The sequence below is a fragment of the Pararhizobium sp. LjRoot238 genome (genome assembly GCF_964252955.1).
In the GTDB taxonomy this organism is placed as follows: Bacteria; Pseudomonadota; Alphaproteobacteria; order Rhizobiales; family Rhizobiaceae; genus Pararhizobium.
In genome coordinates, this window is record NZ_CAXUPP020000004.1 from 13041 (window position 1) to 31776 (window position 18736).

Genomic DNA, 18736 nt, shown 5'->3' on the forward strand with positions numbered 1-18736 from the left:
GTGCTAGGAATTGATTGTGGCGATCATGACATCGTTGACACCGTTGACGACCAGGGTCGGCTGGGTGATTTCACTCAGATGAGCGAATGGCTTTTCCAGGTCGAGCGGCGCGACAAAGGCCATGTTCGCCGCGATCTGCGCCTGCATCAACTCAGGCGAGATCGGCGGACATGATCCTGTCGCTGGTGGCGGCGCTCCCAGAAGTCTCGGCCTGCCTGCTTGGCCGCCTCGGACGGGCCGAAGAACAGGAACAGGAAGTCATCGACGGTCGGCACCGGTCGGGGCGCGGCCTCAAAAATCTTCGGATCCGGATCGGGATTGCCGCCGCGCGGCTGGGTGCCGAGCAGCATGAGCTTACGGACGAGATCGGGATGACGCAGGGTCAGATCCTGCGCTACCATTCCCCCGAGCGAGAACCCCACGACATCGACCCTGGAAAGACCGAGCGCGCGGATCACCGTCGCCGCGTCATCCGCCATGTCCTCGATGAGGGTGCGCGGCACACCCGTGGACGATGCGCAGCCCCGGTAATCGTACAGGATCACCTCACGGCCCGCTGCCAGTCCATCGGTCATGATCGGGTCCCAATGATCCGTGCCGCCGCGAAAATGCTGAAGGAAGAAGAGCGGAGGCTGTCCGGAACCGGCGTTTCCCCAACGGCGATAGGCGAAGCGGTTGGCCTCCACCTCGACAAAACGGGTCGGTGCTGTGAGGTGCGTGTCTGCCATGATGTGCTCCTTGCGTTGGTGGCTATTATTAATTATGTTTGTCATCAAAATAGTCAAATTATAATGATGGGTAACATCATAAGTCGGGTAATCCGTCGAAAGGGCTGCGAAGTGCGCGTCACGAAGGAAAAAAAGCAGGAAAACCACGAGCGGATTGTCGCTATCGCGTCAGAGTTGTTTCGCGAGCACGGGTTCGATGGCGTGGCGGTGGCGGAATTGATGGAGCGGGCGGGGCTCACCCATGGCGGCTTCTACAACCACTTCCGCTCAAAGGAGGACCTGATCGCTAAGTCGACCGAGAAGGGTTTGGGCGAGACCCTGGAGCGCTATGCGGGCTACGATGCCGTCGCTGTCATGGAACTCTATATCTCGCGCGAGCACCGGGATGCCCGCGGCCATGGGTGCACGGCAGCCGCGCTGAGTTGCGAGGCTGCCCGACAGCCGGATACGACGAGGGAGGTTTTTGCGACCGGAATCGACAACCTCGTGCGCGCGCTTGAGGATGGCATTGCACGAAATCACGCTGCCGGCGTCGGCGCACGCGCGCAGGCCATCAGCGTTCTCGCTCAAGCCGTCGGAGCCATCATACTTTCGAGGGCCTGTCCCGACAATTCCTCTCTGGCGGACGAAATACTTGACGCCTGCCGGGCCGATTGCCGGGATGCCATCGAAAATCGCGCGCACGGGCAATAGGGCCGCGCATGGGCGACCCTATTGCTGTTACGGTTAGGCCGACGCGGCGGTAGCCGGGTAGTCGGTATAACCCGCCGCACCGCCGCCAAAGAGCGTCGACGGATCGAAGCTGGCCAGCGGCGCACCGGTCTTCAGGCGCTCGATAAGGTCCGGGTTGGCGATGAACGGCTTGCCGAAGGCAAACAGATCCGCCAGCCCTTGCTCGTGCCTCGTCGCTGCGAGATCGAGGTCGTAGCCGTTGTTGGCGATGTATGTGTTCTTGAACTTGCGTCGAAGTCCCTCGAAGTCGAAGGGTGCAACATCGCGGGGGCCGCCGGTCGCACCTTCGACGACATGGAGGTAGGCAATGCCCATCTCGTCGAGCTTCTTGACGATGTAGTCGAACTGACCTTGAGGATCGCTGCTCGAAACGCCGTTGGCAGGTGAGACTGGCGAAATCCGGATGCCCGTGCGTTCCGCGCCGACTTCCTCCACAACCGCAGCCGTCACCTCAAGCATCAGGCGGGCGCGGTTTTCGATTGAACCGCCATAGGGGTCCGTTCGCGTATTGGCTCCGTCCTTGGCGAACTGGTCAAGCAGGTAGCCGTTGGCACCGTGAACTTCGACGCCGTCGAAACCGGCGTCGATCGCATTGGCAGCGGCGCGGCGGAAATCCTCGATGATGCCGGGGATTTCGTCAAGCTCGAGCGCCCGGGGTTCCGACACATCGACGAAGCCGTTGTTCACGAATGTTTTGGTTTCGGCCCGGATAGCGGACGGTGCCACCGGCGCTTTTCCGTCCGGCTGCAGGTCGATATGCGACACGCGGCCGACGTGCCAGAGCTGCAGGAAGATATGTCCGCCCTTGGCGTGCACAGCGTCGGTCACCTTGCGCCAACCGTCGATCTGTTGCTGGGAGTAGATGCCCGGTGTGTCCTGATAGCCCTGCCCCTGCTGCGAAATCTGGGTCGCTTCCGAGATGATCAGGCCCGCCGAGGCGCGCTGCGCATAGTATTCCGCGGTGAGTTCACCCGGTACAAAGCCGGCTCCGGCTCTGTTTCGCGTCAGGGGAGCCATGACGATGCGGTTGGAGAGTGTGAGCGGGCCGAGGGCATAGGGCTCGAAGAGTGTTTTACTGGTCATTTTACTTTCACCAAGGGTTAGAGAATTTAGTCCTGACGTTCCCAAATCTGCGAACGACCCAGCAATGACACGCCAATATAGCCGCGCACGTTGAGCTTCTTGCCGCCGTTGGTCAGGTGGATTTTGCTGCTGTAGACCTTGCCATTGTCCGGATCGAGGATTTCGCCGCCTGTATATTCGGCGCCGTCCTTCTTGAGGCCACGCAGGATGACCAGGCCGACGACTGGAGCATCCTTCAAAGCGCCTTCGCATTCTTTACAGGTCGGACTTTCGTTCGGAGCGAGGAAGACTTTCTCGACCTTGCCCTGCAGAGTTCCATTCGATTCCGTAATCCTGATGATCGCTCTCGGCTTGCCTGTGGTGTCATCGACATTTCTCCACACGCCGACTGGAGAAGCATTGTCGGCCCACGCTGTCGACGACATGAGCGCCGCGGCCATGGTAAGCGCGACAACGGCAGATTGTTTCAAAGCACGCATTCCAATGATCTCCAACAAAGGGGCTGCGTTAAGCAGCGTGATTTTCATCCACGTGCCATCTGACAACGCGGCCTCAAGAGTGTTATGCATTGACATCGACGACCGTGCGGCCCTGAACCTGTCCCTCAAGGAGGCGTCGCGCGATGTCGGGCACCTCGGCCAGCCCGACAACTTTCGTCGTGCGAGCAAGCTTCTGGAGATCGAGATCGCGCGCCAGACGCGACCATGCTTCGATCCGAACCGCTTGCGGCGCATTGACGGAATCGATCCCGGCAAGCGTGATGTTGCGCAGGATGAAGGGCAGGACTGTTGCGGGAAGATCGAGGCCCTGGGCGAGGCCGCAGGCCGTCACCACGCCGCGATACTGGGTCTGGGCCAGCACGTTCACCAGCGTATGGCTGCCGACGGAGTCCACCGCACCGGCCCAGCGTTCGCTGGCGATAGGCTTGCCCGGCTCCGAAAGGGTTCGGCGATCGATGACATCGGCTGCGCCAAGTTCACGCAGAAAGTCGGCCTCTTCGAGACGGCCGGTTGATGCGACCACGCGATAACCGAGGTCGGAGAGAAGCGCGATCGCGATCGACCCGACGCCGCCATTGGCGCCCGTGACAAGGATGTCGCCCCGGTCGGGCGTGATGCCGCCATGTTCGAGAGCCAGTACGCACAGCATCGCTGTGTAGCCCGCCGTACCAAGAGCCATGGCGTCCTTCGTCTTGAAGGGTTCGGGGATCTTGACGAGCCAGTCGCCGCTCAACCGCGCTTTTTGCGCGTAGCCGCCGTGATGGGTCTGGCTCAGTTCCCAGCCGTTGGCGACGACGCGGTCACCGACTTCGATGCCTGGATAAGAGGACGCCTCGACCGTTCCTGCAAGATCGATACCTGCGACGAGCGGGAATGTCTGGATGACCGGAGCACGGCCCGTAAGCGCCATGCCGTCCTTGTAGTTTACGGTCGAGTAATCGACGGCGATTGTGACATCGCCCGGCATGAGGTCTTTTTCTTCCAGTTCGACCAGATCCGTCGATATCGCATCGCCGTTTTTGCTGGCCAGAAGTGCCTTGAACGTCATTTATCTAATCCTCTGATTGGCGTCGCCGGTTGCTTCCACGAATATCAACCCGCCGTCCGATAGCGCTCGGCGGGATGCTCCTGCCTGGTGTTCGGAAGTATCGCGAGACGCGCCGCCTGATAGGTATCCCACTGTCCGGCATCGGGAAGCGGCGGGATGGTGACGGCTTCGCGGCGATCGAAGCCGACGAGCGCTGCATCCACCAGGTCGCCGGCTTCCATCACACCGCTAAGCGTGTTGACGTCAACGCCGGAATGCTCCCAGATTTCGGTGCGCGTGGCCGCGGGAAGCACGGCTTGCACATAGACGCCCTTGGGGCCGAGGTCCAGGCTGAGCCCCTGTGAGAGGAACGTCACGAACGCCTTCGTCGCGCCGTAGACCGTCATGGCGAATTCCGGTGCCAGTCCGACGACCGATGAAATGTTGATGATCGCACCCTCGCCAGCTTCGGCAAAACGCGGTGCGACAGCGCTGGCGAGGCGGACGACGGCGGTCGTGTTCAAGGCGACAAGTTTGGCAACGGCATCGGTTTCCTGCGTAAGAAAGCCGCCAGCAAGGTTGCCGCCCGCATTGTTGACAAGGATGCCAATCCGATCGTCATCGCGCAGGCGCTCTTCCACTTTGGCGAGTTCATCGAGATTGGTGAGATCGGCCTGCAGGATGTCGATCGTCACACCCGTCTCATCTCGCAGACGCGCTGCGACATCCTCCAGCCGGGTTATGTTGCGGGCGACCAGCACGAGATCATGTCCGCGACGAGCGAAACGATCCGCATAGATTGCTCCGATGCCGGTTGACGCTCCGGTGATAAGAACCGTGGGATTTTTTGGCATGATCTTGTTCTCTCTTTGGGCACTGTTTATTAATGATGATTATCATTATTTATACTTTAAAATGATGATAATCATTAAAGAGTCAACGGCATTGATCAAGTATTTTTGAGACGTGCAACGCGTGAGTTTCACCAGGCGCCTGACTCGCTTGCTGCAAAGCCTTTGCAAGCTGAGGTGCCGCAATGCGGCATCGCAGATCCGGTCAAACCGCTACGGATTTTTGTCTGCGACCGTGATGACGACCTTGCCCTTCGCGCGCCCGGTCTCAACGTATTCCAGCGCATCTCCGGTCTTTTCGAACGGGAACACCTTGTCGACGACCGGGCGGATCACGCCCGATTCGATCAGCGCGGTGATTTGGCCCAATTGCTGCCCTTCGGCACGCATGAACAGGAACGAGTAGCGGATGCCAAGGCTCTTGGCTTTTTTCCTGACCCCTCGGCTCAGCAGGCGAATTACTAGTTTCAGGACCAGGTTCAGACCGAGTTCCTTGGCGAAAGCAGGATCGGGTGGACCAGAAATAGAAATGAGCTGGCCGCCCGGCTTGAGCACGCCGAACGATTTGTCGAGGGTCTTCGCATCCTGACTGTTCAGCACGAGGTCGTAGCCCGACAGGACCTTCTCGAAATCCTGCGTCTTGTAGTCGATGACCACATCCGCCCCGAGACTTTTGACCAGCTCAACATTCTTTGTGCTCGTCGTCGTCGCGACGGTCGCACCGAGATGCTTGGCGAGCTGGATGGCAAAAGTCCCAACGCCGCCGGAACCGGCCTGGATGAAGACCTTCTGGCCGGGCTTCACCTTGCCAACCTCGACAAGCGCCTGCCACGCCGTCAGCCCCACCAGCGGTATGGAGGCGGCTTCCTCCATGCTTAGGTTCTTTGGCTTTAGTGCCACATCGGCGTAATTGACGGCAATGAACTCGGCGAATGTACCGACCCGATGATCGCGTGGCCGCGCATAGACCTCGTCGCCCACCTTGAACCTCCTGACCTTCGCTCCAGTCCGAACAACCGTTCCGGCGACGTCGTGCCCCAGGACAAAGGGGGGACGATAGGGAAGAAAGAGCTTGAACTCGCCATCCCGGACCTTGGCATCCAGGAGGTTCACAGCGGTGGCTTGGATCCGTACCAGGACATCATTGTCCTGCAATTCCGGTTGTGGCACGTTGTCCAGGCGCAGAGCGCCCTTCTTTTTGTACCTGTCAACGGTGAATGCCTTCATGGTTTTTCTCCAATTTGAATTCTTGTGGGTGCGTCAGGCGTCCAGGAAAGACAGAGCCTTAGGTACGAAATCAGCATGGTTCTGGAAAATCCCGCCATGTCCGGCGTCTTCGTAGATCACCAGTTGCGCCCCTGGGATCCGTCGGGCCATGTCGGTGCTGTTCACGGTCGGGACCATGATGTCGTTGTCACCATTCGCGATCAGGACCGGGATCCGAATGCTTCCGAGATCTTGAGGCGCCTGCCGGCCCCAAGCGGCGATCGCCTTCAGTTGCCGCAAAAAAGCACGGGGCGTGGGACCGGTGTCTCTATTCGCCTTACGTTCCTTCAGCCGGCTCAGAAAGGCTTTCGCGGCCCGGCGACCATTGGCCGTGGATGTGAAGAATAGATAGGTTTTCGGGTCTCGGAGCGTCAACAAGCCTTTGATGATAAGCGGCCAGGACACCGGCCCCACTTTGTCGATGCCTTTACCACCAGCAGGACCCGTGCCCGTGAGAATGAGTTTTCGCACAAGATCCGGCGCTTTAAGTGTAACATCCTGAGCCACGAATCCGCCGAGGGAAAAGCCGAGCAGATCGACCTTCTCGAAGCCAAGCGCACGGATCATGGCAATCGCGTCGTCCGCCATTTCGCCAACGGTCACAGGCGCTGTTCCGCCCGATGCACCAATGCCCCGGTAATTGGTCGCAATCACGCGGTGCTTGCTGGCAAGGCCATCGACAATCCGCGGATCGAAATTATCCAGAACCGCGCCCCAATGGTTGAGAAGAATGAGCGGTACGCCACCCAAGGGGCCGAGGTCGCGATAGGCAAAAGTAGTCCCCCCAATGTCGATCGGGAGATTCGGCGCATCTGCGTAGCGCGCACGCGATCCGTGGTACCTCACAGAACTGGTCATTGTTTACTCCATTTTCCGGCTCGGGCGGGAAATCTAAGATGGGTGGGGCATTGGGTCGGATGGCACGGCTCCCTCCTTGCGCGCCTCGATAAACTTCGGCCGACTACGCCAGACCGAATTGGGAACGCAGTATCTTGTCAAAGAGAGACCGAGGGAGAAAACGCCGGGCGAATGCTACTTGCCGCGCGGCCTTGCCGGACGGGTAGCGCAGGCGCGGTGTTTTTTCTTGCGCCGCCCTTACGATGGTTTCGGCCGCACTTTCAGCCGTGTCCGCCGCGGCCATCGCACGCTCATACGCCACGAGATACTTCGCGCGGCTCGCTTCATAGGCAGCGAGCGGCGTATCGGAGGGCACCGTGCTGGTTTCAGACGACGTCCGTGTGGCGGCCGGTTCGATGACGGCAACGCGCACACCGAATTCACGCACCTCATGATCGAGGGATTCGGAATACCCCTCAAGCGCATGCTTGGTCGCCGAGTAATAGGCACTGAAGGGCGCCGGAATGAACCCCAGCCCGGAACCAACATTGAGGATGCGCCCCCTACTCTGCGCTCGCATGATCGGCAGGACAGCGTTGGTCACCCGGACGACGCCGTGAAAATTGGTCTCGAACAGCGAACGGACTTGCGAGATAGAGCTTTCTTCGGCCGCGCCGGTGACCCTGAAGCCGGCGTTATTGACGAGCAAATCGATATGGCCGAGCTCACTAAGCGCCAGGGCGACCGCCGTCGCGACCGACTCATCGGACGTGACATCGCACGCAATCATCCGAACGCCGGCGCGCACCTCGCCAGGTCCCGCGTTACGGCTCGTGCCGATCACGCGGTAGCCGGCGCTCGCCAGCGCGGATGCTGCCGCCTTGCCGATGCCGCTCGACGCGCCGGTGAGAAACGCCGTTTTCTGGTACACCTTCGCGCCAATCGTCGTCATGGTGCCTACCTCTTCCGTATGACCGTCGACCGTCGCGGCGAAAGCGCCTGCGTCGGTCACTCACATTTTTTTGATGACGTTCATCATTATAGATGATAAATGATACTCGTCATCAAAATTGTCAAGCGGATTTTTTGAGAGCCAGGCGATGTCTTCCCACCGCAAGACGCAGAACCCGGATCGTTTCTGGTGCGAGTAAGCGACCATGAGAGTGTCGAGAGAAAAGGCGCAGGAGAACCGCGAGTTGGTCATCGAAACAGCCGCGCGTCTTCTGCGTGAACGCGGATTTGAAGGGATCGGTATTGCCGACATAATGGAAGCAGCCGGGCTTACCCACGGCGGCTTCTATCGCAACTTCGCGTCGAAGGATGATCTAGCGACGCTGGCTAGCGCACGGGCTGCGGAAACGATGAAGGCGACAATGATTGCCCGTCTTGGGCAATCACCTGGCGAGCCGTTTCGCGCGCTGGTCGAGCATTATATATCCCGGGCACACCACGATGATCGAGGCTCAGGGTGCATCTTGCCGGCCCATTTGCAGATGCCGCGCGGCAGCCGGAAATTGTAGCGATCGCGCAGTGAGATCATTACCGAGTAATAGAGGATCGGAGAGGCTGGATCTCGGGAACAACCAGTGAGGCAATCGAGAACATCCGAGTGAGGCAACGGCATTGTTCTTTGGGAACACTCTTGGGTGAGGCAATACGCGCAGGCGCGGAAGTTGCGCAGCTTGCGATAGACCCAGCGGCTTGTGACCATGTCTTCGATGCGGAGGCCGCACTTCTTGTGGAAGGCCATGTCACGGACGCCGCAGGCTTTGGCTCCGCGCAGATTGGCGCGGCTGGCATAGCCGCCGTCGGCCGCGGCCTGACGCGGCGGCTGGCCATAGAAGGCGATGTGGCGTTCCAGCATCGGCAAGAATCGCTCGCTGTCGGCCGGGTTGCCGGCTTCGACGACGAGGTCGAGGATCAGTCCACTTCTGCCGGTGGTCAGATTGAGTTTGTGGCCGTAGTCGACGTCGCGGCTGCCCTTGACGATGATGTCGGCATGCGGCTCGAACAGGCTCACCAGCTTCTCGCCGGCCGGGACCGGCTGCCCGGCCAGGACCCGCCGTTCGGTCTGGGCGATGATCCGCGCGATCAGCGGCCGGTAGTGGCGGAGCTGGGCCTGCCACAGGTCGCCGGCCGGGCCCGCCGTCAGGGGCAACTGTTCACTCGCCTGCTGCAGATAACTCAAGGTCGTGCGCGTGATCTTGAGCAGTGCGCTGTAGTGCCTCACCCGTTTGGGGCGACCGCGGGTATATTGGATCGCCCGAGCCCGCTTCTTTGCCGCGCGGCGGTGGTCGTGCCATGGGGTGGCGCTACCCAGTGCATCGGCCTGCTGCAACAGCCGCACCATCACCCGGACAGCGTCCCATAACAGGCTGCTGTTGCTCGGCTCATGGATCAGTGCGGCGGTGACGGTGCTGTCCACACGCACGACCTTGCCACTTTCCAGCTTCTCCTGTCGGGCGCTCGCCAGCAGCACCCGGTTGATCTCTTCAAAGGTTTGCGCCCGGATCGCGCTGATCGTCTTGTGCAAGACCGACTTCTTCGGGCTCCAGCCCCTCGGCAGCCGGGCAAAAGCCCGGAACGAGGCGGAGTCTTCGAGATGGAAGGCCAGCTCCTGATAGCTCAACTGGCGATATTGCTTGAGTAGCGCGCAGCGCAGCACCGCCTCCGTCGGCAGGCCCTCGCGCCCGGTTTCCTTGATGCCGTGTCGGCGCAGATCCTGCGTCACCTGGCTCAGCAACTCGCGATGCTCATCCAGCAACTGCGACATCGCCTTCAGTTCACGGCCAATCTCGTGTTCGGCGAAAAGATCGAATATGCTGGCCTGGACGGTGCGTTCTTGGCGCATTGTCGGCTCCGGCGGTTACGGGTTTCCCTTTAGAATCAGTCGCTTGATCTAAAGTGTACCTGAAACCGCCGGGCTTTGCCCGCGGAAACATCGCGATTCATCCAATAATTTCAGCAGTTTACCGTTTGTGGACAGGCACTAGTCTAGAGTTTCGCCGAGCGGCGTGACGCTATACTCGACAGCAACCGGAGACACCGGAATCACACGTCGGGCGATATTACCTGAACGCTCGAGCCGCCGCAGAACCTGCGTTAGCGATTTCTGCGTGATGCCGACCACCTCACGTCGAAGCGTGTTGAAGCGCATGGGACCGCGGCAGAGCGCCGCCATAATCAAAATCGACCATTTGTCCGCGATTTGATCAAGGATCAGGTGGACGAGTTGTTCAGCGCTACCTAGGCGCAGAAGTGGCCGGGCACAGTCGCCGCACTGGGTGAAGGCGTCACGTCGCTCGCAATTGGAACTCCGGTTCTGGCGACGCCAGGCGCCGGTGGATACGCACAATACATTTGCGTTCCCGCAGCGATGGCCCTCCCCTTAGCCCAAGGATTTGACGCCGTGCATGCCGCTGCATTGGTGGCACACGGGATGACCGCATCGATCGCACTTCGCAAGTCCGGCCGACTGGTCGAAGGCGAAACCGTTCTTATCGAGGGCGCAGCCGGCGGCTGGGATCGTTTTTCGTGCAGCTCGCCAAGCTCTACGGCGCGGGCAAGGTTATTGCTGCCGCAAGCACACCCGAAAAGCGGGCAATGGCCGAAAAAATCGGTGCCGATGCAACCGTGGACTACACGGCACCCGACTGGGCCGAAAGAACTGACCGGCGGCCGGGGGGCGGACCTGATCATGGAAACGGCGGGTGGCGACAACGTCAACCGCGCGCTGAACGCCTTGGCTCCCTTCGGTCGTATGGTTTTCCTCGGTCAATCCAGCGGCAAATCTGCCCAGATCGACCCTTGGCGGCTTACCACCTTCAACCACACCGTGACCGGTATCTACATTTCTGCCTATGCGGCGTTCCCGGACCTGATGGCTGAAACGATGAACGAGCTGATCGGGTTTCTCATGGCTGGAAAGCTCTCGATCAACATAGGCAAGGTCATGCGGCTGTCGCAGGCGGCAGAGGCGCATCGTCTTTTTGGAGAACCGGTTAACAACCGGAAAGGTCGTACTGAAGCCTTGGGATGATGTCTAAATCAATTCCTCGGCGATGCTATGGCACGCCGATGGTATTCCAGCCTGCAAGCGCATGCCCATGCAACCGCAGCGAAGACGACGGGATTATCAACACACACCCCTTACGGCTTCTGCTCACTGGAGATCGCAATCCTCTCGGAAAGCTTGCTTCCCGGAACCACTTCGCCGAAGCGGGCCAAGCCGCTAACTTGCTGAATTTATGTCGTTAAAAAGCGATTCGATCTCGTTCTGGCCAATGCTGTCTCCGATGAACCAACTGAGCGTATTGTAAAAGCCAAGGAAGGATGGACGGGTGCCGTCCAGAATTGCCTGAGCTTCATCGGAACTGACGTTCAACCTTTTCCGGAGGAAATCTCTCAGTGCGTCCTCGGCGTGCGGATGGCTGAAGACCACCGCGGGAGTCAAGGTGGTGGCGAGCTCGGGGACAGGAAGCTCCTCGGAACGGCATGGCACGGTCCGCGACAGCCTTACATCGCGCGAAGAGGCCGCGACCTCGATTGCGAACGCCGCCGCGCGCAGGGTCCATCGCCCGGTGGCAGTGTCGTAATACTGGAAGTCACGCGGCGAAAGCGCGATATCCAGCACCTTTGCCTCGCCGGGAGAAAGCTCCACCTTCACGAACGCCTTCAATTCCCTGACAGGCCGCCTCAGTCCAGGTTCGATGGCGCGCACGTAAATCTGGACGATCTCCTTGCCGCTGACCTCACCGGTGTTGCGAACGGTACACCGGACCGTCACAGCCCTGCCGGTGGCAATCTCCTCGGCGTCGAGCGACAGGTCCTCATAGTCAAACGATGTGTAGCTCAGCCCGTGACCGAAGGCGAAGAGCGGCGTGACATCTCGGACATCGTAATAACGGTAGCCGGCAAAGATGCCTTCGCTGTAACGGTGATGGCCGTTTTCGCCGGGGTAGGTGTGAAAGCCTGGAATATCCTCGATCCGCATTGGCAGGGTCGACGAGAGCTTTCCACAGGGGTTTTGATGTCCGAACAGGATGCGCGCCATCGCCTCTCCGCCGCCCTGCCCGGGATAGAAGCAGGCGAGCACGGCATCGACTTCATCGATCCACGGCATGGTGACTGCATCGGGCATCGTCAGGACGACGACCGTACGGCGCCCAAGGCGAGAAACGGCGTCGATCAGAGCATCCTGGCCGGGTGCCAGGCAAAGATCGTCGCGATCGGAACCCTCGCCTTCCGTTCCTGACCTGTGGTTGGCGAAGACGATGATCGTGTCAGCATTGCCTGCGGCTTCGACCGCGCCGGCAATCTGCGCGTCCGTCTCGGCTCCGCCGTCCTTGCCGAACGGCAGGAAACTGATGGTTGTCTTCTCCCCCGCAAGCGCGCGGACTTCATCCAACGGAACATCGACACGAAAGGGATTGGTCGTCGCGGAGCCGGAGCCCTGGATCGTCGGCTTGATTGCGCCATTGCCGATAACGAGGATACGGGTTGCTGCCCCGGGTTTCAGCGGCAGCGCCGCATTCTCGTTCTTAAGCAGGACGATCGATTCCGCGGCCATGCGGCGGGCAAGGCTGTGATGAGCGTCAAGATCGACCGTCCGAGCAGCTCCGGCATTGACGGCCGCCCGGCGAATGAGCGCGAGAACCCGCCTGCAGGAACGGTCCAGGGCCTCCCTGTCGATGTTGCCGGCATCAAGTGCCGCAAGCAGACTTTTCTTGCGGGGCTCGCTTTCCGGCATGTCCAGGTCCGAGCCGGCATGCAGCGAGGCTGGCCGATCCTTGATGGCGTGCCAGTCGGATATCACCAGACCGTCAAAACCCCATTCCTCACGCAGCACTTTGGTGAGCAGCCAGTGGTGCTCAGCCGATTGGATCCCATTCAACGGGTTGTAGGCGCTCATCACGGTCCACGGATCGCTCTTTGCGATCGCCCGTTCGAAACCGGCGAGATAGATTTCGCGCAGGGCACGCTCGTCCACGTCGGAACTCATATTGGTGCGGTCGATTTCCGAGTTGTTGCAGGCGAAATGCTTGAGGGACGCCCCGACACCTGAATCCTGCAGGCCGCGAATGAGGCCGGCTGCAAGCTCACCGCTAATCACCGGATCTTCGGAATAATATTCGTAGGCGCGTCCGGCGAGCGGCGTTCGGCGGATGTTGATGCCGGGACCGAGCAGCAGTTTGACATCAAGGGCCCGGCATTCGGCTGCGAGCGCTTGCCCGAGGTCGTAAGCGAGATCGACATCCCAGGAGCAGCCGAGCAGATTTCCATTCGGAAAGCAGGTGGCCGGATGGGTGGTCCCGAACATTCCCTCAGGACTGTCATCGTCGGCGCGGCGGTTCACCACGGCCAGGAAATCGCGCAGCGCGACGGCAGCGTCCTCGCCGGAATCGATCTGCGTGGTGGAATAGCGCACACCATAGGTTCCATCCGTCATAATGATGGCGGGGATCGCCAGCCTGTCGATGGACCTGGTCTTCCAGAGCCCGTGACCGTTGAGTAGGTCGACCTTCTCAAGGTCGCTCATCGAAGCAACGATGTCCGCGACTGCGCTATCGTGATCATCGACCATGTCTCGCCTCGTATCTGTGATGTTGGTGATTGTTCCGCCGGAAGCCGATTGTCGCTTTGCCCTCAGCAGATCTTCTGAAGCAGTTCCATCAGCATCATGCGTTCGCCTGGGGTGAGCGGCTTGAGCGTCTGCGTCGAGACGTCCAGCGCCGCGGAACGGTTCCTGTCAATCGTTTCCTCACCGGCTTTCGTCAGCGTCAGGACAAGGCGGCGCGCATCCTCGGTATCGGGTTTGGTGTTGATCAGCCCGCGCTTCACCAGGCGGTCCACGACCCCTTTGATAGTCGCCATGTCCATGGCCGTCTCGCGGCCGAGATTCCCTTGCGAGCAGGGCTGCAGTTCCCGAAGCTTGGCAAGTGCAGCCCATTGCGTCGTCGTCAGTTTTTCATTCATCAGTTCGGCAAAGATCGCAACGTGGCGCTGGTTGGCTTGACGCAGATAAAAACCCACCTGCTCGCCGAGGGTATATTGCGCGCCGTCACGCTGTGCGGGCAGATTCTCTTCAAAATCTGTTCCGTTCAACGTTGATGGCTCTCCAAAAGCGCCGCTCATCATCTCTCTCACATTCCGCCTGGAACTAATGGGTTGAACCTACCGCATGTTGCGCTCAAGTGAAAACGCCGTGCGTCCGGATTTGAAAAGTGGAACGGTTGGGCAAATCAGTACAGCGTCAATGATCCCAGGCGTCCAGGATCGCCTGTGTCGTTGCCAGTTCCAGTTGCTCGGAAAGCCGGGGGGCCAGAATGTTCATCGTGGCCTCATGTGCGACCACGTCGCCGCTGCCAACCGCATCGGACGCGATGACAACGCGAAATCCATGATCGATCGCATCCAGCACGCTGGCATAGACGCAGACGTCGGTTTCAACGCCGCTGAAAACAAGCGTATCAATGCCCTCCGCGCGAAGTCGCTCCGTAAAACCCGGGGCCCCAAAGACCGAATAGGTGTATTTTTCGACCGTCGACCCCTCGTCTGCGAGTGCCGCCAGGGGCGCAACAAGATCCAGCAACCCGGAACCCGGAGCCCGGTTCATGATCGCCGACCAGCGTCGATAGTAGGTCTTCCACCGCCCCGGCGCTTCATCCATCATGCGCGGCACCATAAACTTTGCGAAAACCGTTCGGTTCCTGCTTCCTTCGCAGAGGCGAAGCACGTTGGGCAGGATGTCCGCGATCACTAGCGTGTGCCAGTCGGTTTCTTCGGCAAACAGGCGTTGCATATCGATGACGAGATGCAACGTGTTGGGGGAAAGTTGCTCAAGCGCCATCGTTTCAGCTCGCAACGGCGATGGTGTGTTCGGGCGACCAATCGAGCGAGATCGTGTCGCCCTGCTTCAACACGACGCCGTCCTTGTTCTGTGCGAATAGCTTGACGGCCATCCCATCCGGCGTTTCGAGGAGATAGGACAGGACAGGGCCGGCATAGATGACGGTGGTGATGCGGGCTTCGAGCCGGTTCGCGTCGCTTCCACCGGCGGAAATCGTCATTTTTTCGGGCCGCACCGCCAGGGTGACATCGGTGCCATTGGCCGGCAGCGTGCTGATGGTCCGCACGGCTGTGCCATTGGGAAGACGCACCGCGCCATTGTCGACCTTGCCCTCGAGGAAGTTCGAGTCGCCCAGGAATTCGGCGGCAAACCGCGTCGTCGGCTTTTCGTAGACGGTGGCCGGCTTGCCGGTCTGGACGATCCTGCCCTTGTCGAGGATCGCCACCGTGTCGGACAGCGTCAGGGCCTCTTCCTGGTCATGGGTCACGAAGATCGTCGTCAGGCCGCTCTCGCGCTGGATGCGCAACAGTTCGACCTGCATTTCCTGGCGCAGGCGGCGATCAAGCGCCGAAAGTGGTTCGTCCAGCAAAAGAACGCTCGGCTTGATGACCATGGCGCGCGCCAGTGCGACGCGCTGCTGCTGGCCGCCGGAAAGCTGTTTCGGCATCCGGTCGGCAAACCCGGGAAGGCGCACCATCTCCAGAGCGCGATCAACTTCCTTGCGTGCCGCAGCACCTTTTATCCCACGCCGCTCCAAGCCGAAAGCAACGTTCTGCGCGATCGTCATGTGCGGAAACAAGGCATAGGACTGGAACATCATGCCGATGTTGCGGCCCCAAACGGGAATATTGGTCACGTCGTTGTTGCCGATCATGACGACACCCTCGTCGGGCTTTATGAAGCCGGCTACGATGCGCAGGAGGGTGGTCTTGCCGGAACCGGAGGGGCCAAGGAGGCTGGTGAAGGAGCCTTCCACGAATTCCGTGGAAATGTCCGTCAGAACCTTGGTCGAACCATAGGTCTTTGCGACCCCGCTAACTTTAACGTTTGTCACTGGTGTCTCCGGGTTTGGCGAAGCGCGCGAAAATGAGGATGACGGTCATCGAGCCGAGCAGGAGCAGGGTCGATATCGCGTTGATTTCAGGCGTGAAGCCCTTGCGGATCGCGGAGTAGATCTGGACCGGCAATGTCGAATAGCCGGGCGTTGCGAGGAAATAGGAAATCACGAACTGATCGAGCGAAACGGCGAAGGCAAACAGTGCAGCACCGAGAATGCTTGGAAACAGCAGCGGCAATGTAATCGAGAAAAATGCATGGATCGGCGTGGAGCCGAGGCTCATGGCAGCCTCCTCCAGATCGGCGCGGATCGTCTTGAACCCGGTGCCGACAACCAGCACGACATAGGGAATGGCAAGAGCGACGTGGCCGATGAGGAGCGCATGCATGCCACGTCCGATGCCGGACCAGTAGAAGAAGACGAGCATCGCCGTACCGGTGATCAGCCACGGAATGGCGATCGGCGGCAGCAGCAGAAGCTGCAGCAGGCTCTTACCGCGAAACGTCTGGCGGGCAAGCGCCGTTGCTGCCAGCGTGCCGAGGCTAGTGGCAAGAACCGATGTGATCACGGCGATGATGATGCTGTTCATGCCGGCGGTCAGCAGTTGCTTGTTACCGAGCAGCGCCTCGTACCACCGGAAGGAGAAGGTGAAGGGCAGTTCGTAAAGCTGGGATTCATTGAACCCCATCGCCATCATCACGATGATCGGCGTGTACAGGAAGAACAGAACCACCAGAAGATAGATGCGACCGATTTGCTTCATTATTTCGGTTCCTATGCAGCAGCGCCGCGACGCAGTACGCCGGAAAATGTCGCAAAGATCGCCAGGACGACGGCAAGCAGCGTGAACGAAAGTGCTGCACCCAATGGCCAGTTGAATGCTTGGGTGAACTGGTCCTCGATCACGGTGCCCATGGTCACGCCGACTTTTCCGCCGAGAATACGCGGCTCCATGAAGGAACCGATGACCGGCACGAAGGTCAGAACCGCCCCGGAAATAAGGCCCGGCGCCGCCATCGGAATGAGAATGCGGAACAGGATCGTCCACCACCGCGCGCCAAGACTGGCCGCCGCCTCGATAATCGCATCATCGATGGTCACGAGCGCGATGTAGCAGGTGAGGATCATATAGGGCAGATAGCCGTGAACGAGCCCCAGAACGATAGCATAGCGCGTATAGAGGAACGAGATCGAGCCGGCATCGGCAAAAACCATATGCAGCACGTTGTCCAGAAAGCCGTTTTCCCGCAGCACCATCGTCCAGGAGAAGACGCGGACGAGCCCGTTCGTCCAGAAGGGAAGAAGAATGAGGATCAACAGCGTTTCGCGCATACGACCGACCGTCGCCCGGGCAAGCGCAACGGCCGCGAGGAAGCCGAAGATTGCACAGAGCAGCGTCGTCCAGAAGCCGATCACAAGCGATGTCCAGCCGATATTGACCAGGTAGGGCTGATCGACGAAGGCCCGGTAGTGCTTGAGGGTGAACGTGATCGGCGCCTTGCCCATGGGCGTTGCCGACATGAAGCTGAACACCAACATGGTGAGAAGCGGCAGTAGGACCGCGAGCGTCAGCCACGCATAGGTCGGCAGCAGCAGTGCCGTGGTCGCGACCCAAGAGGGAAGCATGCGGTGTTTGCGCGGACCCGAAGGTCCGCGCACCGCTTCGTTGAGAAGAGCGTCACTCCGCATAGAACGCCTTGACCTCCTGCCAGAGGTTGTTGAAAGCCTCGCGCCGGTCGTCCGGCAGCGCCGACATGATGCTCATGGTTTCCACATATTCGGGCTTGTGAATAACGCGGCTCAGGTCGTCGGCCGGCAGCGCGTCCATGGCAGCGGTGTTGGAGGAGGCCGGCGCACCGGCCTTTGTGGCCCATTCGACGTAGAAAGCCGGATCGATCAACCAGTTGGCAAAAGCAAGCGCGCCTTCCATGTTTGGCGCGGTGGCCGGGATGCCGAGGCCATCGACCCAGCCGATGCCGCCTTCCTTCGGGACGACGAAATCGACCGGAAGCTTGCTCACGCGCTTCGAGCGGACGGAGCCACCCGACCAGAACAGTGAAACGTCGAATTCCTTTGCCGCGAAGGACTTGTTCCATTGATCCTCGGTAGACCAGAGCAGCTTGACGTTCGATTTCCAGGACTTGAGCTTTTCGCCGATGACGGCGAGATCCGTCGGATTGTTCATGTCCTGCCCGGTGAGGAGTGCACCTGTCGCGATAGAGATCACAGCGTCATCCATGAGAGCCACGCGGTTCTTGTAGGCAGGATCGCCGAGAACGGCATAGCTATCAGCGGCAGGAAGACCTTCGCGCAGAGCAAGCGACGTCAGACCCCACACCCACGGGACCGCGTAGCCTTTTCCCTCCTTGTTGAAGTTCTCGTTCGACTTGAGGTTGGCGGCAACGGAAGAGATATTCGGAACCTTGGCAAAATCGATCGGGGCCAGAAGGTCCTCGGCCATCGCCTGCGCGCAGCGCGCGGCATTGAGCACAACAAGGTCATAGGACCCGGGATTGGTGCGCAGCTTGGTCAGCATTTCCGCTTCCGAACTGTAGTAATCATGAACGACCTCGATACCGGTCTTCTCCTGGAAGGCCTTGATCGACCAAGCCTCGTCTGTGCCGTAGCCCTGCCAATTGAGCACCGTAATGCTGCCCGCAGCGGCCGCTTTTCGCGGAAGCATCGAATAGCTGGCGCCGGCGATCAAACCTGCGGATATCAATTGAAGTGTGTTGCGCCTGGTAATGTTGTTCATTGTTAGCCCCTCTGGCTTTGGTTGACACATACAGTCACGATCCCGGTAGAA

General features: G+C 60.0%; 19 protein-coding genes and 2 pseudogenes. 3 read left to right on the top strand and 18 right to left on the bottom strand.

Going from position 1 to position 18736, the window contains the following annotated elements:
* Positions 1-3 precede the first annotated feature (3 nt).
* Both ACSQ3F_RS26325 and ACSQ3F_RS26330 read right to left on the bottom strand, forming a co-directional pair.
* Positions 4-147, bottom strand: coding sequence for a hypothetical protein (locus ACSQ3F_RS26325; RefSeq protein ID WP_436103143.1), 144 nt, complete (start codon positions 145-147; stop codon positions 4-6).
* A complete protein-coding gene (locus ACSQ3F_RS26330) occupies positions 147-728 on the bottom strand; it encodes an alpha/beta fold hydrolase (RefSeq protein WP_436103144.1) in 582 nt (193 codons plus the stop codon). The genes ACSQ3F_RS26325 and ACSQ3F_RS26330 overlap by 1 nt, the downstream gene beginning before the upstream one ends.
* 111 nt (positions 729-839) lie before the next feature.
* Between ACSQ3F_RS26330 and ACSQ3F_RS26335 the strand changes: the two genes are divergently transcribed.
* Positions 840-1421 (top strand): TetR/AcrR family transcriptional regulator, encoded by a 582-nt coding sequence (locus ACSQ3F_RS26335; RefSeq protein WP_436103145.1) that lies wholly within the window; start codon positions 840-842, stop codon positions 1419-1421.
* 33 nt (positions 1422-1454) lie between these two features.
* Here ACSQ3F_RS26335 and ACSQ3F_RS26340 read toward each other — a convergent pair whose 3' ends face one another.
* The 7 genes from ACSQ3F_RS26340 to ACSQ3F_RS26370 all read right to left on the bottom strand — a co-directional run bounded on the left by ACSQ3F_RS26340 (position 1455) and on the right by ACSQ3F_RS26370 (position 7976).
* A complete protein-coding gene (locus ACSQ3F_RS26340) occupies positions 1455-2543 on the bottom strand; it encodes an alkene reductase (RefSeq protein WP_436103146.1) in 1089 nt (362 codons plus the stop codon).
* A gap of 26 nt (positions 2544-2569) precedes the next feature.
* A complete protein-coding gene (locus ACSQ3F_RS26345; RefSeq protein WP_436103147.1) occupies positions 2570-3070 on the bottom strand; it encodes a DUF2147 domain-containing protein in 501 nt (166 codons plus the stop codon).
* Between the two features lie 34 nt (positions 3071-3104).
* Positions 3105-4091, bottom strand: coding sequence for an acrylyl-CoA reductase (NADPH) (gene acuI, locus ACSQ3F_RS26350; RefSeq protein ID WP_436103148.1), 987 nt, complete (start codon positions 4089-4091; stop codon positions 3105-3107).
* A 44-nt stretch (positions 4092-4135) separates the two neighbouring features.
* Positions 4136-4924 carry an SDR family NAD(P)-dependent oxidoreductase gene (locus tag ACSQ3F_RS26355; protein WP_436103149.1) on the bottom strand — a complete coding sequence of 263 codons (789 nt, stop codon included), beginning with the start codon at positions 4922-4924 and terminating at the stop codon, positions 4136-4138.
* 210 nt (positions 4925-5134) lie between these two features.
* Positions 5135-6148, bottom strand: a complete 1014-nt coding sequence (locus ACSQ3F_RS26360) for an NADP-dependent oxidoreductase (protein WP_436103150.1) — start codon at positions 6146-6148, stop codon at positions 5135-5137.
* A 33-nt stretch (positions 6149-6181) separates the two neighbouring features.
* The gene (locus ACSQ3F_RS26365) at positions 6182-7045 is read right to left on the bottom strand and encodes an alpha/beta fold hydrolase (protein WP_436103151.1); all 864 of its coding nucleotides are present in this window, start codon (positions 7043-7045) and stop codon (positions 6182-6184) included.
* Positions 7046-7148: 103 nt separating this feature from the next.
* A complete protein-coding gene (locus ACSQ3F_RS26370) occupies positions 7149-7976 on the bottom strand; it encodes an oxidoreductase (RefSeq protein WP_436103364.1) in 828 nt (275 codons plus the stop codon).
* Between the two features lie 205 nt (positions 7977-8181).
* On the opposite strand from ACSQ3F_RS26370, the gene ACSQ3F_RS26375 reads away from it, so the two are divergent.
* On the top strand, positions 8182-8544 hold the full coding sequence (locus tag ACSQ3F_RS26375) for a TetR/AcrR family transcriptional regulator (protein ID WP_436103152.1): 363 nt from the start codon (positions 8182-8184) through the stop codon (positions 8542-8544).
* A gap of 143 nt (positions 8545-8687) precedes the next feature.
* On the opposite strand, the pseudogene ACSQ3F_RS26380 reads toward ACSQ3F_RS26375, so the two are convergent.
* Both ACSQ3F_RS26380 and ACSQ3F_RS26385 read right to left on the bottom strand, forming a co-directional pair.
* Positions 8688-9875, bottom strand: a pseudogene (locus tag ACSQ3F_RS26380) (ISNCY family transposase); the annotation flags it as partial.
* A 138-nt stretch (positions 9876-10013) separates the two neighbouring features.
* The gene (locus ACSQ3F_RS26385) at positions 10014-10379 is read right to left on the bottom strand and encodes a winged helix-turn-helix transcriptional regulator (RefSeq protein WP_436103153.1); all 366 of its coding nucleotides are present in this window, start codon (positions 10377-10379) and stop codon (positions 10014-10016) included.
* A gap of 179 nt (positions 10380-10558) precedes the next feature.
* Here ACSQ3F_RS26385 and ACSQ3F_RS26390 point away from each other — a divergent pair.
* A pseudogene (locus ACSQ3F_RS26390) lies at positions 10559-11063 on the top strand (quinone oxidoreductase family protein).
* 192 nt (positions 11064-11255) lie between these two features.
* Here the strand turns inward: ACSQ3F_RS26390 and ACSQ3F_RS26395 are convergent.
* The 7 genes from ACSQ3F_RS26395 to ACSQ3F_RS26425 form a co-directional block, all read right to left on the bottom strand.
* Entirely contained in the window at positions 11256-13607 is a 2352-nt protein-coding gene (locus tag ACSQ3F_RS26395; protein ID WP_436103154.1) for a glycoside hydrolase family 3 C-terminal domain-containing protein, read from the bottom strand.
* 62 nt (positions 13608-13669) lie between these two features.
* Entirely contained in the window at positions 13670-14128 is a 459-nt protein-coding gene (locus ACSQ3F_RS26400) for a MarR family winged helix-turn-helix transcriptional regulator (RefSeq protein WP_436103155.1), read from the bottom strand.
* A 148-nt stretch (positions 14129-14276) separates the two neighbouring features.
* Entirely contained in the window at positions 14277-14873 is a 597-nt protein-coding gene (locus tag ACSQ3F_RS26405; protein ID WP_436103156.1) for a cysteine hydrolase family protein, read from the bottom strand.
* A gap of 4 nt (positions 14874-14877) precedes the next feature.
* Positions 14878-15927 carry an ABC transporter ATP-binding protein gene (locus tag ACSQ3F_RS26410; protein WP_436103157.1) on the bottom strand — a complete coding sequence of 350 codons (1050 nt, stop codon included), beginning with the start codon at positions 15925-15927 and terminating at the stop codon, positions 14878-14880.
* On the bottom strand, positions 15914-16693 hold the full coding sequence (locus ACSQ3F_RS26415) for an ABC transporter permease (RefSeq protein ID WP_436103158.1): 780 nt from the start codon (positions 16691-16693) through the stop codon (positions 15914-15916). Before ACSQ3F_RS26415 ends, ACSQ3F_RS26410 begins: the two co-directional genes overlap by 14 nt.
* A gap of 11 nt (positions 16694-16704) precedes the next feature.
* Positions 16705-17619, bottom strand: coding sequence for an ABC transporter permease (locus ACSQ3F_RS26420; RefSeq protein WP_436103159.1), 915 nt, complete (start codon positions 17617-17619; stop codon positions 16705-16707).
* On the bottom strand, positions 17609-18685 hold the full coding sequence (locus ACSQ3F_RS26425; RefSeq protein WP_436103160.1) for an ABC transporter substrate-binding protein: 1077 nt from the start codon (positions 18683-18685) through the stop codon (positions 17609-17611). The genes ACSQ3F_RS26420 and ACSQ3F_RS26425 overlap by 11 nt, the downstream gene beginning before the upstream one ends.
* Between the last annotated feature and the right edge of the window lie 51 nt (positions 18686-18736).